A 14,908-nucleotide genomic window follows, 5' to 3' on the forward strand; every position below is an offset into this window, starting at 1 on the left:
CCTGTCTGACGAGTCAGAGCCGAAGCGGGGGAATTTCATCACGCTGCCTTACGTCCGAGCCAGACAGCCACCGCTATGCACAGGCCGATGCCGAACGTCCACACGAACAGACCCTCGGAGACCGGGCCGAGGTTGCCCAGGGTGTGACCACCCTGCGCAGGCTGCTTCTCGATGTCCTTGAGGTAGGTGATGATGTCCTTCTTGTCCTGCGGCGACAGGTTCGTGTCGTTGAACACCGGCATGGACTGCGGGCCCGTCTGCATGGCCTCGTAGATGTGCTTGCCCGAGACGGACGTCAGCGGCGGCGCGTACTTGCCTCGCGTCAGCGCGCCACCCGAGCCGGCGAAGTTGTGGCACATGGCGCAGTTGACGCGGAACAGTTCGCCACCCTTGGCCGAGTTGCCACCCGGGGTCGTGTACTGCTTCTCGGGGACGTTGGGACCGGTGCCGAGCGAGGCCACGTAGGCGGCCATCTGGGCGATCTCCTTGTCGCTGAACTGCTTCGTGTTGCGCTGCGCCTGCGTGTTTGGCGCGGCGAGCGGCATGCGGCCGGTGCCCACCTGGAAGTCGACGGCGGCAGCGCCGACGCCCACGAGGGAGGGGCCGGCGGACGTGCCGGTGGCGTTCGTGCCGTGGCAGGTCGAGCAGTTCGCGAGGAACAGCTGCTTGCCAGCGTTGACGTCACTGGCGGACGTCGTCTCGGCCTTGGCGCTCTTCGGCGCGAAGGCTGCGTACAGGCCACCGGTGACGACCAGGGCCAGCAGCAGGACGACGAACAGGGAGGCCGGGTGTCGGCGGCGGGCGGCGAGAGTGCTCACAAGGACATCCTGTCGGCGGTCGGGGGAGTCAGGGTTCGGGTTCTGCTAGTGGTGTCGCGCATCACTTGAGGAGGTAGATGGCAGCGAACAACGCGATCCACACGACGTCCACGAAGTGCCAGTAGTAGGACGTCACGATCGCGCCCGTGGCCTGGTGGTGGCTGTAGGTGCGCGAGGTGAACGTGCGTCCGATGATGAGCAGGAACGCGAGAAGGCCACAGGTCACGTGGATGCCATGGAAGCCGGTCGTGATGTAGAACATCGAGCCGTAGGCGTCGCTGTCGAGGGAGATGCCCTCCTCGTGCAGCGTGGCGTACTCCATGATCTGGCCGGAGACGAAGATCGCGCCGAACAGGTAGGTGAGGGAGTACCACTCACGCATTCCCCACTTGCCGACCTCGAGCAGCTTGCCCGTGCGGTGGGGGATGCCGTGCTCCGCCTTGAACACGCCGAGCTGGCACCACACGGACGAGATCACGAGGATCGTCGTGTTGATGGCCGCCAGCGTCACGTTCAGGTGCGACGTGCGTTCGTGCCACAGGTCGCCTGCCACGGAGCGGATCGTGAAATACATCGCGAACAATCCGGCAAAGAACATGAGTTCGCTCCCGAGCCACACCATCGTGCCTACGGCAGTCAGGTTGGGTCGGGTCGCCGGTGCGTGCCCGGCGGGGATGCCGTGTTCGCTCGTCTGAGCTGTAGTTGCGGTCGCCACCCGGACATTATGTCCTGCCCTGGCAGCGATCATGACAGCGGCCCCCCAATTGGACACATATTCGTTATCTGCTCTGTGTGCTCGCTGGGTGTTGAAGGGTGTTCTTCCTGTGTGTGTTGACGCGGTTGCAACCCCGCACGTCAGCGCCTAGCACGGTGACGCGGGACGTCGGTGGACGCGCCTGTCGCACGGTCACGGCGCCGCTTAGGGTGGTGGTACGACGAACGACGTGCAAGGAGATCCGTCATGAAGTGGCCGAGCCTCGTGGCCCAGCTCATGCGTGGGGAGGACCTGACGCCAGAGCAGACCCACGCCGCGATGACGGCCGTGATGAACGGGGAGGTCGCCCCCGTTCCGCTCGCGGCGTTCCTCGTCGCACTGCACAGCAAGGGCGAGACGGTGGAGGAGCTGCGGGGGCTCGCCGACGTCATGGTCGAGCACGCCCGGCCGTTCAGGCTCGACGTGCCGGCCCTCGACATCGTCGGCACGGGCGGCGACATGGCACACACCGTCAACATCTCGACGATGGCCGCGCTCGTGTGCGCCGGTGCCGGGGTCAAGGTGGCCAAGCACGGCAACCGAGCCAGCTCGAGCTCGACCGGGACGGCTGACGTTCTCGAAGCGCTCGGGGTCGACCTGAGCGCGGACGTCGACGAGCTGCAGCAAGACGTGACGCATGCCCCGATGACGTTCCTGTTCGCCCAGAGCTTCCACCCCGCCATGCGGCACGCCGCCGCGACGCGGCGGGAGCTCGCCGTCCCGACCGCGTTCAACTTCCTCGGCCCCCTGACCAATCCGGCGCGCCCAGCCATCGCTGCTGTGGGTTGCGCGAACCGTAGGATGGCACCGGTCATGGCTGGCGTCTTCGCGCAACGCGGCGCCGATGCGGCGGTCTTCCGGGGTGACGACGGCCTCGACGAGCTCACCCTGGCGACGACGTCGAGCCTGTGGTGGGTGCACGACGGCGAGGTCATCGAAGAGAGCATCTCGCCCGAGCAGGTCGGGCTGTCGCCAGCCCCGATCGAGGCGCTGCGCGGCGGAGACGCGTCGTTCAACGCTCAGGTCGTCCGTGACGTCCTCGCCGGGAAGCGCGGGCCCGTGCGCGACGCCGTCCTGCTCAACGCCGGCGCGGCTCTCGCACTCGTCGCCCAGTACGAGCGCGGCAGCCTCTTCGGTGGCGCGGACGACCTCGCGTCCGGCATCCGTGCGGGCATGACGCGCGCTGCCGAGGCCGTCGATTCCAGCGCCGCGCAACGCACCCTCGACGTCTGGATCCACGGTTCGAGTGCCGTAGACGCCGATTCCGAGCCCCTCATGAAGGAGACCCGATGATCACCGCCATCGTCCTCATCAAGGCGGACGTCGCACGCATCCCCGAGGTGGCCCAGCACGTCGCCGACGTGCCCGGGGTGATGGAGGTCTACTCGGTGACCGGAGGCGTCGACCTCATCGCGATGGTGCGCGTCACGGCGTACGAGCAACTCGCCGAGGTGATCTCCGGAAGCATCAACAAGGTCGACGGCGTGCTCGAGACCGACACGCACCTGGCCTTTCGCACCTACTCCCAACGCGATCTCGACGCGGGGTTCGATCTGGGGCTCGACGACTGACGGGTCGTCGCCCGCCCCTGTCCGGGATGCGCGAGCACGCCGGATTCGACGGCTGCCGCTTCGTGCGCGCGGCGGACGACGGGATCGAGATCGTCGAGGTAGCGTGTCGCGGCATCCCGCGGGCTGACCCACGGCGCGTCCGTCTCGACGATGCGGGTGCCTGCGCGCGCGATCCAGCGCAGGAGCACCTCCGTCTCCTCCTCAAGCGCTGCGGAACGGTGTGCAGGCGGGGTCGCGACGGCCTCGGCCGTCGCCCGCAAGGCCTCGATCGTCAGCCGTGGATCCTGACCGGGTCGTGAGGCACCGCTCGCCGCGAGCCGACCGTGTCGGATGACGGCGAACTCCCAGCCGCCGCCCCGACGTGGCCGTGCCGCCATGAGATGCGGATTGTTGACGATGGGTGCCCGGCGCTGGTGACGGTCGAGCCCACGCAGGAGCTCGATGAGGGCGTCGCGCCCAGCGCGGGCCTCCTCGAAGCGTTCCTGCCCCGCGAGGCGGGCCAGGCGCGCCTCGACGTCATTGACGATGGACCCGGGCTCGTTGAGCAGTTCCTGCCTCAACCTCGACACGAGGTCGAGGTAATCGCGCTGGGTGATGCCTCCGATACAGGGCGCATCGCACCGATCCATCTCCGCCAGGACGCACGCCGTGCCGCCCTTGGCGCGGATGGGCGTGGTGCACTGGCGAATGCGGCGGACGTCGTGCACCGCATCGCGGGCGAGCCGCGCGGCGACCATCGTGCGGAACGGGCCGAGGTACGTCGCCTCGTCGGCTCGCTGCTCGCGCACGACGGACAGGCGCGGGAACTTCTCGTCGGTGATCTTGAGCCATGCGATCTTCTCCGGCCGGCTCGAGCGTCGGTTGAACCGTGGCCGATGCTCGGCGATGAGCCGGATCTCACGCACGTGTGCCTCGAGCGCCGTCGCGCAGGGGATGGGCGTCACGCGGGCGGCGAGATCGACCATGAGCCCCATCTCGCGACGCTTCTCCGACGCGGTGAAGTACGAACGCACGCGGGTGCGGAGGTTGCCGGACGTGCCGACGTACAGCGGCTTTCCGTCCTCGTTCTCGAAGACGTAGACGCCGGGCTCGGCGGGCAGGCCGTCGGCCAGGGTGGCCTTGCGGCGCCGCGCCGCCGGCACCTTCGCGCTGAAGGAGAGCAGTTCCTCACGCGAGGTGACGCCGAGACTGCCGGCTCGCGAGAGCAGGGCGTGCAGGACGTCGACGGTGGCCTGGGCGTCAGCGAGGGCGCGGTGATTCGGGTTGACACTTGCGCCGAAGTGGGCCGCGAGCGTGCCGAGGCGGTGATTGCGGACCTCGTCGCGCGGCACGAGGGCGCGGGCGAGCTTGACCGTGTCGACGACCGCAGGAGCGGGCCACGGGACCTCGAGATCCCGTGCGGCCGCCGTGAGGAAGCCGACGTCGAAGGGTGCGTTGTGGGCGACGAGGACGGCGTCGGGCCCGAGGAACTCGAAGAATGCGGGCAGCACCGATGCCAGCTTCGGCGCGTCGTGCACCATCGCCGTCGTGATGCCGGTGAGCCGCTGGATCTGCGGTGGGATCGCGCAGCCGGGGTCGACGAGGGTGGCGAACTCGCCGAGCACCTCGCCGCCACGGACCTTGACGGCGCCGATCTCCGTGATGCCCTGCGCGCCCGGGCGACCCCCGGCGGTCTCGAGGTCGACGATGACGAAGGTGACGTCGTGCAACGGGGTGCCGAGATCGTCGAGGCAGCCCTGCACCGCGGTCGGATTCGTCTGCGTGTTCGTCACCATGTCGCGAACGCTAGACGGCGGTGGTGACAACCCCCGGATGAGGCGGTGGCCGGTGCCTTTCAAGGGGGTGGGGACGGGCAGGCGGCGCGGCGGGGACGAGGCGCGCCGCGACGGGCGGTCGCGGAGGTCGGACGCGGGCGATCTTCGACCGCGACGAACGTGTCGATGACCCCCGAATCGCCCGGGACGGCGGGGTTGTCGGTGCTCGAACCTAGCGTGCGAAACACATCGAGACCCGTTGGGGAATCGACCGATCAGCGCTTCGAGGAGGCGTCATGCTCATCACCTGTGATTCGTGCCCGGCACGAGGTCGTGCGTGCGACACGTGCGTCATGAAGACGTTCCTGGACATGCCCGCCGTCACCAGCGGCCCCGTCTGGGAGGAGGAGGACCACCGTGTTCTCGACATGCTCTGCAGCGCCGGTCTCGTCGGTGATGAGGACGCGGCGTCAGCGCTGCTGGAGAGCGCTCCGTTCGCCGGTCTGCGCGCCGCCGTGTGAGAACCTCCTACGCTTGCGCCATGCTGTCGAGACGCCACTTCGTCCTGGGAGGCGTCATCGCGCCCGCGGGGGCGATCCTGGGGCTCGCAGGGTGCGAGCGCCGACCCGGGGGCACGTCGTCGTCAGCCGAGGCAAGTGGCGGAACCGATGGCGGGGTCTCCAGCCTCACGATCGACACCGTCCTCGGGCGCGTGGTGCTGCGGTTGCCGAACGCGCTCGACGAAGGCGCGTCCTCGCCATCAGGGGCCGGGGACGATGCCTCGGCGCAGTGGCGCGCGCGCGTCGAGGCGGCCGCGCACCGGATCGCTGAGGTGTGGGGCACCACGCGGCCGGCGGGTCTCGAAGGTGATCTGCGGGTGACGCTCTGCCGGGACGACGCGGAGTTCGCGGCGAGTGCCGACGGGTTGGACGCCGACACCGCGGGCGTCACCACGAGGCAGGGTGTGTTCCTCGCGCCCTCTGTCGCCTCGTCGCTGACGGAGGGCGGCCGCCGGGTCGTTCTCGCGCACGAGCTGACGCATCTGTGGCTCGGGCAGTTCGGCGCGGACGCGACGCAGTGGTGGCTGAAGGAGGGAGCCGCCGAGTGGACGGCCGCACCTCTCGTGTCGGTGCCTGAACGCAGCCGCTGGCCGACGCTCGCCCAAGCGGCGCCGCAGAAGAAGATCGGGGATTCACCGCCCCCGCAGGAGCAGGTGGGCACCGAGCTCGGATACGAATGGGCGCACGCCTACGTCACGTATCTCGCCGATGGTGCAGGCACCGCACGGGTCGTCGCCCTAGTGCGCGCCCGACCGCGTGACGCGACCGCAGGCGCGGCGCCACTCGTCGCGGGTCGAGAGAGCTTCACCACCTGGCTGTCAGGTCGGCTCCGGTGAGGGGTGACGACGGCGACGAGGCGGCGTGAGCTGTCTCAGGTGCGGGGAGAGGAGTAGATCGAGTCGATGACGTCGGCGTAGTCGTCGAGCACGACGTTGCGCTTGACCTTGAGCGACGGCGTCAGGTGCCCGGATTCCTGAGTCAGAGGCGTGGTCAGCACCCGGAAGGCGCGGATCGACTCGGCGCGGGAGACGAGGGTGTTGGCCTGGTCGACGGCCTTCTGCAGTTCGTCGAGTACCCGCTGATCCTGTGCTGCGTCTGCGGGGTCCAGGTCGGTGATGCCGTGCGCGCTCGCCCAGCCGGGCAGCATCTCCTCGTCGAGGCACAGCAGCGCCGCGATGAACGGTTTGGCGTCGCCCACGACGACGGCTTCTGCGATGAGGGGGTGCGAGCGCAGGGAATCCTCCAGCTTGGCGGGGCTGACGTTCTTGCCGCCCGCCGTCACGAGGATGTCCTTCTTGCGCCCCGTGATCGTCAGGTAGCCGTCGGCGTCCAGTTCACCGAGGTCGCCGGTGCGGAACCAGCCGTCGATCTTCGCCTCGTCGGTGGCCTCGGGGTTGTGCAAGTACTCGCGGAAGACGTTGATGCCCTTGACGAGGATCTCGCCGTCGTCGTCGATCCGCAGGCCGACGCCGGGGCAGGCGGGGCCGACGGTGCCGATGCGCAGCGCCTTCGGCGGGTTGACGCAGGCGGGAGCCGTCGTCTCGGTGAGTCCGTATCCCTCGAGAACGGGCAGGCCGATGCCGTTGTAGAAGTGCGCCAACCGGGCCGACAGGGGAGCGCCCCCGGAGATGGAGTAGCGCAGATGACCGCCGAACGCCGAGCGCAGCTTCGCGTAGACCAGTCGATCGAACACGGTGTGCTTGACGCGCAGGGTGAGCGGCGCGCGGCGTCCGGCGTTCGTCGCCTCGCTGTAGGCGATCGCGGTGTCGGCGGCGGCGGCGAAGATCTTGCCGCGGCCGTCGCCCTGCGCGCGCTGCTCGGCGGAGTTGTAGACCTTCTCGAACACGCGCGGCACGCCGAGCAGGTACGACGGCGCGTACGTGCCGAGGTCGTCGACGAGCGTCCCGATCGTCGTGTGGGCGAGGCGTGTGCGTGAGGCGATCGCGACGAACTGGATGAGGCGGGCGAAGACGTGGGCGAGCGGCAGGAACAGCAGGGTGCCGTTGTTCTCCTCACCGCCGTTGACGAGGTCGTCCATCAGCGCGAGGCAGTTCTGCGACAACGACACGAAGTTGCCGTGCGTCAGCACGCATCCCTTCGGCAGGCCGGTCGTGCCCGAGGTGTAGATGATCGTTGCGACGTGGTCGGCGTCGACGGCGTCGCGGCGCGCACGCATCTGCGCGTCACTGACCTCCGGGGCACCCTCGAGCAGTTCGTCGAGGTGGCCGGCGTCGATCTGCCAGACGTCGCGCAGATGGGGGCAGCGCTCGCGTACCTGCGAGACGGTGAGCGCCATCTCCTGGTTCTCGACGACGACGGCGACGGCCTCGGAATCGGCGAGGATCCAGGCGACCTGGTCGCTCGAGGACGTCTCGTAGATCGGCACGACGACAGCGCCGCACGTCAGCAGCGCGAGGTCGGTGAGCGTCCACTCGTAGCGGGTCGTGCTCATGAGCGCGACGCGGTCACCCGCTTCGACGCCCGCCGCCATGAACCCCTTGGCGAGCGTCTCGACCTGCGCGAGGAATTCCTCGTGTGTCACCCCGGCCCACGTCGCGCCCTCACGCCGGGCGTAACCGATGCCTCGCGGATCCTCGGACGCGTTGCGCACCACGATGTGCGGAAGCGCGAGCTCCTCGTCGAACGGCACGAGCAGCTTCGTGCTCACTTCACGCATTGCGGATCCTCGCTGGGTCGGTACTGGGTCGGTGGCGGCGGTCGGTGAGGCCCGTCGTCATGCGTACCTTACGACCCTGCCGCCGCTCGGCGCATACCCTCGGTGTCATGACGACGAACAGCGACGCCCTCAGCGAGGGCCGCATCCGGATCGAGGCGAGCTGCGCTCGGGTGCTCGACGTGGTGCTCGACCTGCCGGCCTACCCGCAGTGGTCGAAGGACGTCGCGCGAGCCGTCGTGCTGAGTCGAACGCCCTCCGGCGACGTCGACCAGGCACAGCTGACGTTCGCCTCCGGCCCGTTCAAGGACGTCGTGACGCTCGCGTACACGGTGGCTCGTCGCGCCGACCGCGCACGGGTGGCGTGGCAACTCGTCGAGGCGCAGCACATCGAGGCGATGCAAGGCCACTACGACCTGCGTGCTGACGGCGACGCCACCGACGTCGCGTATGCCCTGCACGCACGGCCCGGCTTTCCGCTGCACACGGCGTTGCGCCGGAAGGTCGAGACGCAGATCATCACCGCGGCCCTCGATGCGTTGAAGGCGCACGCCGAGGCGCCGGATCTCGATCACGGTGGGGCGAACGCCACCGCCTGAGGCGCCGCATGTACGGCCCCGCCACCGGGGCGCCACCCGATTTGGGCTCGGCGCCCCGCCCCGTCAGGATGATCGTGACGGCCCATGCGCCGTCGCCGTCCGCGAGCAGTGAGGAACGAGCGTGACACTCAGCATCGGCATCGACATCGGTGGAACGAAGATCGCCGGGGGCCTCGTCGACTCCGGCGGCACCATCGTGCGCCGCGCGCGCCGCGACACGCCCGCGCAGGAGCCCGACGCCATCGTGGCCGCCACCGTCGAACTCATCGACGAGCTGGGCGCCGCGGCGCGTGCCGAGGGCGTCGAGGCGCCCAAGGTGGGGGTCGCGTGCGCCGGATACATCGACAAGCAGGGCGCGAACGTCCTGTTCGCCCCCAACATCGCCTGGCGGCACGAGCCGCTGCGCGCACGCCTCGAAGAAGCGACGGGGCACGCCGTCGTCATCGAGAACGACGCGAACGCGGCCGCCTACGGCGAGTTCCTCCACGGTGGCGGCGCGGACGTCGACGACATGGTCATGGTGACGCTGGGCACCGGTGTCGGCGGCGGCATCGTCCTCGACGGCGAACTCATGCGCGGCAGCCACGGCATCGCCGCCGAGATCGGGCACATGCGTGTCGTGCCGGGCGGTCACCTGTGCGGTTGCGGCAATCGCGGTTGTTTCGAGGTGTACGCCTCCGGGTCCGCGCTCGTGCGTGAGGCGCGCGATCTCGTTGCTTCGGGCGCGACCGAGGCCGCGCGGCTTCGCGAAGCCTGCGCGGGCGATCCGGAGGCGTTGCGCGGCGCGCACGTCACGGCAGCGGCACAAGAGGGCGACGCGGCAGCCCTGGCGCTGCTGAGCAAGATCGGCCGTTGGGTCGGCGAGGGCTGCGCGTCACTCGCGGCCGTGCTCGACCCGGCCGTTTTCGTCATCGGCGGGGGGCTCGCGGAGGCGGGCGACCTCGTCCTGGAATCGGCTCGCATCCACTTCGCCGACGAGCTGACGGGCGGCGGGCACCGTCCGTCGCCGCGTTTCGTCGTCGCACAACTGGGCAACGACGCCGGCGTCATCGGCGCCGCAGCGCTCGCAGAGAGGGGGCGTGCATGAGTCTCGCCATCGGAATCGACATCGGCGGCACGAAGGTCGCGGGCGGCCTCGTCGACGAGCGCGGCACCGTCATCGCGCGCGCTCGCCGCGACACGCCGCACCGCTCGACGAAGGCCGCCGTCGTCGAGGACCTACTCGTCAGCGTCGTCGATGAACTGCAGGATGCCGCCGAACGCGACGACCTCGGCGAGGTCAGCGCCATCGGCATCGGCGCGGCGGGATTCGTCGGCGCCGACCGCTCGACCGTCGTCTTCGCGCCGCATCTGTCGTGGCGCAACGAGCCGTTGCGCGAGAACCTGCGCGCCCGTTGCGCGTTCCCCGTCTTCGTCGACAACGACGCCAACACCGCGTGCTGGGCGGAGTGGCGTTTCGGCGCGGTGGCGGGGGAGAGCCACGTCATCATGGTCAACCTCGGCACCGGCATCGGCGGCGCGATCCTCGTCGACGGGGTGATGCAGCGCGGCCGGTACGGCATCGCGGGCGAGTTCGGCCACATGCAGGTCGTGCCCGGCGGCATCCGTTGTGAGTGCGGCAACCGCGGCTGCTGGGAGCAGTACGCCAGCGGTAACGCGCTCGTGCGCGAGGCGCGCTCGCTGCTCGCGGCGCAGTCGCCGATGGCGCACGACATCGAGGCCGAGATCGGCGGCGACCTGACGAAGCTGACCGGGCCCATGATCACCCAGGCCGCGGCTGCAGGGGACGCGACGGCGGCCGAACTGCTCGCCGAGATCGGTTCGTGGCTCGGCACCGGCCTCGCGAACCTCGCGAGTGCGTTCGACCCGGGCGCGTTCGTCATCGGCGGCGGCGTGTCGGCAGCCGGCGAGATGCTGTTGAAGCCGGCGCGCGAGGCCTTCCGCAAGCAGCTGCCGGGGCGCGGGTACCGCCCGGAGGCACGAATCGTGCAGGCGCAGCTCGGCAACGAGGCCGGGCTCATCGGCGCGGCCGACCTGGCGCGCAGCGCCGTCGAGGAGGACATCGCATGACCACCCGTCTCATGTCGTACAACGTGCGCGGCCTCAAGGACGACCGTGCGGCCCTGCTGCGCGTCATCCGGCACGCCGCGCCCGACGTGCTGTGCCTGCAGGAGATGCCGCGCCATCCGTTCTCCGACCATCGCATCGCCGAGTTCGCCGAATCCGTCGGGCTCGTGTGGGGCGGCGGCAACCGTCACCGCATGAGCACCGCGATCGTGACGGCGCCGCGCCTCGACGTCGCCGCGAGCGGCCACGGCCTCTACACCGTGCCGCGTCCGCAGGAGCCGCGCGGTTACGCATGGGCCGAGGTGTGCCTGCCCGGCGAGGCGAAGTGGCTCGCGATCAGCACGCATCTGTCGCTCTACAGCTCGATGCGCGCCGGGCACGCGCGTGAGCTCATCGCCGACCCGAACCTGCCGGGCGACGTGCCGTGGGCGATCGCCGGCGACTTCAACGAGCTCGAGAACGGGCCCGCGGGGCGGGAGTTCAAGGCACACGGGCTCGTCGACGCGGGGCCGCGCATCAACACGTTCAACGCCGCCGAACCGCACAAGCGCATCGACTTTGTCTACGCCTCGCCGTCGCTGACGCTGGAGACGGTCGACATGAGCGCCGTGGAACACGACATGACGGTCGCGACCGATCACCGCCCGCTCGTCGTCGACGTCACGGTGACGTCGAACTGACGACCGACTGACGTCCGCTGGGAGGGCCCGGGGGATCGGACGAGGCCGCTCGGGCCGGCAGTCGTAGAGGCTCAGACGCGGGCGCCGTCGTCGTCATCGTCGTGCTCGTCGCGGTTCTTCGGCTGCCTCGCGACGGCGAGGGCGAAGCCGCCGACGAGCAGCCCCGCCGCGACGAGCCACCACAGCGTGGCCGCCTCACGATCGAACAGGGTGAGGTACAGCAGCCACACCGGCCCGAGGACGAAGCAGGCGAGCATGATGACGCTCGCCGGGTCACCGGTCTCGAACGGTGCGGGCTCAGGCGGGACGAAGGGTTCCTCGTCCAGGTCATCGAGATCGTCGTGGTCGTGTTGACCTGCAGCGCTCTCAGCCTGCCCGTGAGGCGGCGGCGTCATCACCCATGGCTGCTCGTCCGGCATGCGCCACTGCGGCCGGAAGCCGGGTACAGGACCGTCGTCGGCCGGGGCCGGCGAGGCGGGCGTCATGGGCGTGGTCTCGTCGGATGTGGGCTCGAAGAGATCCCGGTGGGCGCCGCGGCGCGTCGCGGATTCCGACGCTGCGTCGAGGTCGAGATGCCGGGTGATCTGGGCGAACTCGGCGTCCCAGTCGCGGTCGCGGGGCTCGGTGCTCATCGCAGCGCCTCGCCGATGCGCGAGGTGGCCCGCCCGGGCGCGGACGTCGGTGGGCGGGTGCGGGGCCGGGTTCGCATGTGCTCATCCTGGCACGCTGCGTCGCCGTGGCGGCATGTGCAGGCCGGTGTGACCCAGTAGAGTGAAGCCGTCCTGCACCCCGAGAGGAAGACTTCCCGTGCTCTACTGGCTTCTCAAGAGGGTTCTCGTCGGGCCTGCGCTTCGAACGGTCTTCCGCCCGACGGTCGAGGGCCTCGAGCACATTCCCGACGCCGGCCCGGCGATCCTGGCGATCAACCACCTCTCCTATTCGGACTGGCTGTTCGTCCCCCTCGTCGTCGAACGCCGCGTCACGTTCGTCGCGAAGTCGGAGTACTTCACGACGCCCGGCGTCAAGGGGCGTCTGCAGAAGGGCTTCTTCTCCGGCACGGGTCAGGTGCCGATCGATCGCACGAGCGGTTCCGCCGCGGCCGGTGCGCTCGCGACCGGCAAGCGGATCCTCGCCGCCGGTGAGCTGTTCGGCATCTTCCCCGAGGGCACGCGCTCGCCCGACGGCCGTCTCTACAAGGGCAAGACCGGTATCGCGCGTCTCGCGCTCGAGAGTGGCGTGCCCGTCATCCCGGTCGCCGTCATGGACACCGACACCGTGGCACCTCCCGGCGAGAAGTTCGGCCGTTACGCGCAGCCGCACGTGCGCTTCGGCGCGCCGCTCGACTTCTCGCGCTTCGACGGCATGGGCTCCGACCGTTTCGTGCTGCGCTCCATCACCGACGAGATCATGTATGAACTGATGCTGCTGTCCGGCCAGGAGTACGTTGATGAGTACGCCGCGTCGCGCAAGAAGTCGGTCGGCGAGCGTGCCCGCTCCCTCGGTGAGGGCGCCGTGCAGGTGGCCAAGGAGATCCAGGGCAGCGCCACCGCGGCCCTCGAAGACGCTGCCGCCCGCCTGCCGCGCAAGGGCTCGGACAAGGACGGCAAGGACATCAAGAACAACGACGCGCCCGCCGGCGAGGCAGCCGACGTCACGGCCGACGTCGAGGACATCGCGGTCCACGACGCCGCTCATGACGCCGTCACGATCGATGACGGCGAGACGTCCGTGTCCGTCGAGCGTGTCGAATCTGTCGAGCGCGTCGAATCCATCACGACCGACGGCACCGACGGCGACGCGCACGGCGCTCGCGACGCCGGCTGACGATCGCCGACGCTGTACCGGGCGTCGCCCCGGGCTCTCGGGCCGGGGCGTCGACCTGGCATCGCCGCCCGCGAGTCCGGCTCGCACGTCGCCCGTGATGTCTCACAGTCAGGGCCGATGTGCGCCATCGTGCTTCGACGCCTAGGCTCGCTCGGGTGAGTACCACGCCCGAAACGCAGAACACCCCGTCCGTGCCCACGCGTCCCGTGGGTCTCGAGTGGCCGCAGTTGCCTGCCAAGCAGCAGCCGTCGTGGCCGGATGACGGTTCGTTGGAGCGCGTGCGCGAGACGTTGGCCACCTATCCGCCGCTCGTCTTCGCGGGCGAGTGCGACGATCTGCGCACCCGCCTCGCTGCAGCGTCGCGCGGTGAGGCGTTCGTCCTGCAGGGCGGTGACTGCGCCGAGATGTTCGCCTCGGCGACGGCCGACAACATCCGTGACCGCGTCAAGACGATCCTGCAGATGGCTGCGGTGCTGACGTACGGCGCGAGCACGCCCGTCGTGAAGCTCGGCCGCATCGCCGGGCAGTTCGCCAAGCCGCGCTCGAAGGACACCGAGACGCGCGGCGACGTCACCCTGCCGGCCTACCGCGGTGACATGGTCAACGACTTCGCGTTCACGCCCGAGGCGCGTCGCCCCGACCCCGAGCGACTGCTGCAGGCCTACAACACGAGTGCGGCGACGCTCAACCTCGTGCGCGCGTTCACCCAGGGCGGTTTCGCCGACCTACGCAACGTCCACGACTGGAACAAGGGCTTCATCGCCAACGCCGCCAACGCGCGCTACGAGAAGACGGCGAAGGACATCGACCGCGCGATGCGGTTCATGGCCGCCTGCGGGGTCGACTTCGACGCCCTGCGCGCCGTCGACTTCTTCTCGAGCCACGAGGCGCTGCTGCTCGACTACGAGCGTCCGCTGACGCGCGTCGACTCGCGTTCGGGCCGCCCGTACGCGACGTCCGGGCACATGCTGTGGGTCGGTGAGCGCACGCGCGAGATCGACGGTGCGCACATCGACTTCGTCTCCCGCGTGTCGAACCCGGTGGGCATGAAGGTCGGGCCGAAGGCCGACCCGGACGACCTGCTGCGCATCATCGACAAGATCGACCCCGAGCGTGAGCCCGGCCGTCTGACGTTCATCACGCGCATGGGCGCGGGCACGATCCGTGAGGCGCTGCCGCCCATCGTCGAGCGACTCAAGGCCGAGGGCGCGGCGCCGGTGTGGATCACCGACCCGATGCACGGCAACACGTTCGAATCCGTGAGCGGTTTCAAGACGCGTCGTCTCGACGACATCGTCGACGAGGTGCGCGGCTTCTTCGAGGTTCACGAGGCGGCGGGCACCGTCCCGGGTGGCCTGCACGTCGAGCTGACGGGCAACGACGTGACCGAGTGCCTCGGCGGCAGCGTCGAGGTGCGTGACGAGGATCTGGAGAGCCGGTACGAGTCGGCCTGCGACCCGCGTCTCAACCACCAGCAGAGCCTCGAACTGGCCTACCTCGTCGCGGAGATGCTGAGCGCTCGCGCGCAGTGACGTCCGTGTCGAACTGACGACGATGCCCGCACGCCTCATGGTGGGCGGGCATCGTCGTATGTTCCGACGGTGCGC

The 14,908-nt window shown here is 69.7% G+C and carries 15 protein-coding genes; 10 read left to right on the forward strand and 5 right to left on the reverse strand.

Annotated elements, in window-relative coordinates:
• Positions 1-38: 38 nt before the first annotated feature.
• Both EDC82_RS05845 and EDC82_RS05850 read right to left on the reverse strand, forming a co-directional pair.
• Positions 39-818, reverse strand: coding sequence for a c-type cytochrome (locus tag EDC82_RS05845; RefSeq protein ID WP_006946652.1), 780 nt, complete (start codon positions 816-818; stop codon positions 39-41).
• A gap of 61 nt (positions 819-879) precedes the next feature.
• Positions 880-1,533 (reverse strand): heme-copper oxidase subunit III, encoded by a 654-nt coding sequence (locus tag EDC82_RS05850; protein ID WP_006946553.1) that lies wholly within the window; start codon positions 1,531-1,533, stop codon positions 880-882.
• A gap of 246 nt (positions 1,534-1,779) precedes the next feature.
• Between EDC82_RS05850 and trpD the strand changes: the two genes are divergently transcribed.
• Both trpD and EDC82_RS05860 read left to right on the forward strand, forming a co-directional pair.
• Positions 1,780-2,865, forward strand: a complete 1,086-nt coding sequence (gene trpD, locus EDC82_RS05855) for an anthranilate phosphoribosyltransferase (RefSeq protein ID WP_006946543.1) — start codon at positions 1,780-1,782, stop codon at positions 2,863-2,865.
• On the forward strand, positions 2,862-3,143 hold the full coding sequence (locus EDC82_RS05860; RefSeq protein WP_074039153.1) for an Lrp/AsnC family transcriptional regulator: 282 nt from the start codon (positions 2,862-2,864) through the stop codon (positions 3,141-3,143). The genes trpD and EDC82_RS05860 overlap by 4 nt, the downstream gene beginning before the upstream one ends.
• Here the strand turns inward: EDC82_RS05860 and EDC82_RS05865 are convergent.
• Positions 3,092-4,918: a DEDD exonuclease domain-containing protein gene (locus EDC82_RS05865; RefSeq protein ID WP_062258765.1), complete on the reverse strand. Its 1,827-nt coding sequence runs from the start codon at positions 4,916-4,918 to the stop codon at positions 3,092-3,094. The genes EDC82_RS05860 and EDC82_RS05865 overlap by 52 nt on opposite strands.
• 332 nt (positions 4,919-5,250) lie before the next feature.
• Between EDC82_RS05865 and EDC82_RS05870 the strand changes: the two genes are divergently transcribed.
• Positions 5,251-5,418 (forward strand): hypothetical protein, encoded by a 168-nt coding sequence (locus tag EDC82_RS05870; RefSeq protein ID WP_006946593.1) that lies wholly within the window; start codon positions 5,251-5,253, stop codon positions 5,416-5,418.
• 20 nt (positions 5,419-5,438) lie between these two features.
• On the forward strand, positions 5,439-6,293 hold the full coding sequence (locus EDC82_RS05875) for a hypothetical protein (protein ID WP_006946609.1): 855 nt from the start codon (positions 5,439-5,441) through the stop codon (positions 6,291-6,293).
• A gap of 35 nt (positions 6,294-6,328) precedes the next feature.
• Here EDC82_RS05875 and EDC82_RS05880 read toward each other — a convergent pair whose 3' ends face one another.
• Positions 6,329-8,134, reverse strand: coding sequence for a long-chain fatty acid--CoA ligase (locus EDC82_RS05880; protein WP_074039154.1), 1,806 nt, complete (start codon positions 8,132-8,134; stop codon positions 6,329-6,331).
• A 107-nt stretch (positions 8,135-8,241) separates the two neighbouring features.
• Here EDC82_RS05880 and EDC82_RS05885 point away from each other — a divergent pair, with 107 nt between their 5' ends.
• The 4 genes from EDC82_RS05885 to EDC82_RS05900 all read left to right on the forward strand — a co-directional run bounded on the left by EDC82_RS05885 (position 8,242) and on the right by EDC82_RS05900 (position 11,477).
• Entirely contained in the window at positions 8,242-8,730 is a 489-nt protein-coding gene (locus EDC82_RS05885) for an SRPBCC family protein (RefSeq protein ID WP_006946556.1), read from the forward strand.
• Positions 8,731-8,851: 121 nt separating this feature from the next.
• The gene (locus EDC82_RS05890; protein WP_074039155.1) at positions 8,852-9,817 is read left to right on the forward strand and encodes an ROK family glucokinase; all 966 of its coding nucleotides are present in this window, start codon (positions 8,852-8,854) and stop codon (positions 9,815-9,817) included.
• Positions 9,814-10,800, forward strand: a complete 987-nt coding sequence (locus EDC82_RS05895) for an ROK family glucokinase (RefSeq protein WP_074039156.1) — start codon at positions 9,814-9,816, stop codon at positions 10,798-10,800. The genes EDC82_RS05890 and EDC82_RS05895 overlap by 4 nt, the downstream gene beginning before the upstream one ends.
• Positions 10,797-11,477 (forward strand): endonuclease/exonuclease/phosphatase family protein, encoded by a 681-nt coding sequence (locus EDC82_RS05900; protein WP_074039157.1) that lies wholly within the window; start codon positions 10,797-10,799, stop codon positions 11,475-11,477. The genes EDC82_RS05895 and EDC82_RS05900 overlap by 4 nt, the downstream gene beginning before the upstream one ends.
• A 71-nt stretch (positions 11,478-11,548) precedes the next feature.
• Here the strand turns inward: EDC82_RS05900 and EDC82_RS05905 are convergent, their stop codons facing one another.
• A complete protein-coding gene (locus EDC82_RS05905) occupies positions 11,549-12,109 on the reverse strand; it encodes a hypothetical protein (RefSeq protein ID WP_006946580.1) in 561 nt (186 codons plus the stop codon).
• 175 nt (positions 12,110-12,284) lie between these two features.
• Here EDC82_RS05905 and EDC82_RS05910 point away from each other — a divergent pair, with 175 nt between their 5' ends.
• Together EDC82_RS05910 and EDC82_RS05915 are read left to right on the forward strand one after the other, a co-directional pair.
• Positions 12,285-13,301 (forward strand): 1-acyl-sn-glycerol-3-phosphate acyltransferase, encoded by a 1,017-nt coding sequence (locus EDC82_RS05910; RefSeq protein ID WP_006946530.1) that lies wholly within the window; start codon positions 12,285-12,287, stop codon positions 13,299-13,301.
• Between the two features lie 191 nt (positions 13,302-13,492).
• Entirely contained in the window at positions 13,493-14,833 is a 1,341-nt protein-coding gene (locus EDC82_RS05915; RefSeq protein WP_131942003.1) for a class II 3-deoxy-7-phosphoheptulonate synthase, read from the forward strand.
• The last annotated feature ends 75 nt before the right edge of the window (positions 14,834-14,908 follow it).

This window comes from Dermacoccus sp. SAI-028, assembly GCF_004346775.1.
Taxonomy (GTDB): domain Bacteria; phylum Actinomycetota; class Actinomycetes; order Actinomycetales; family Dermatophilaceae; genus Dermacoccus; species Dermacoccus nishinomiyaensis.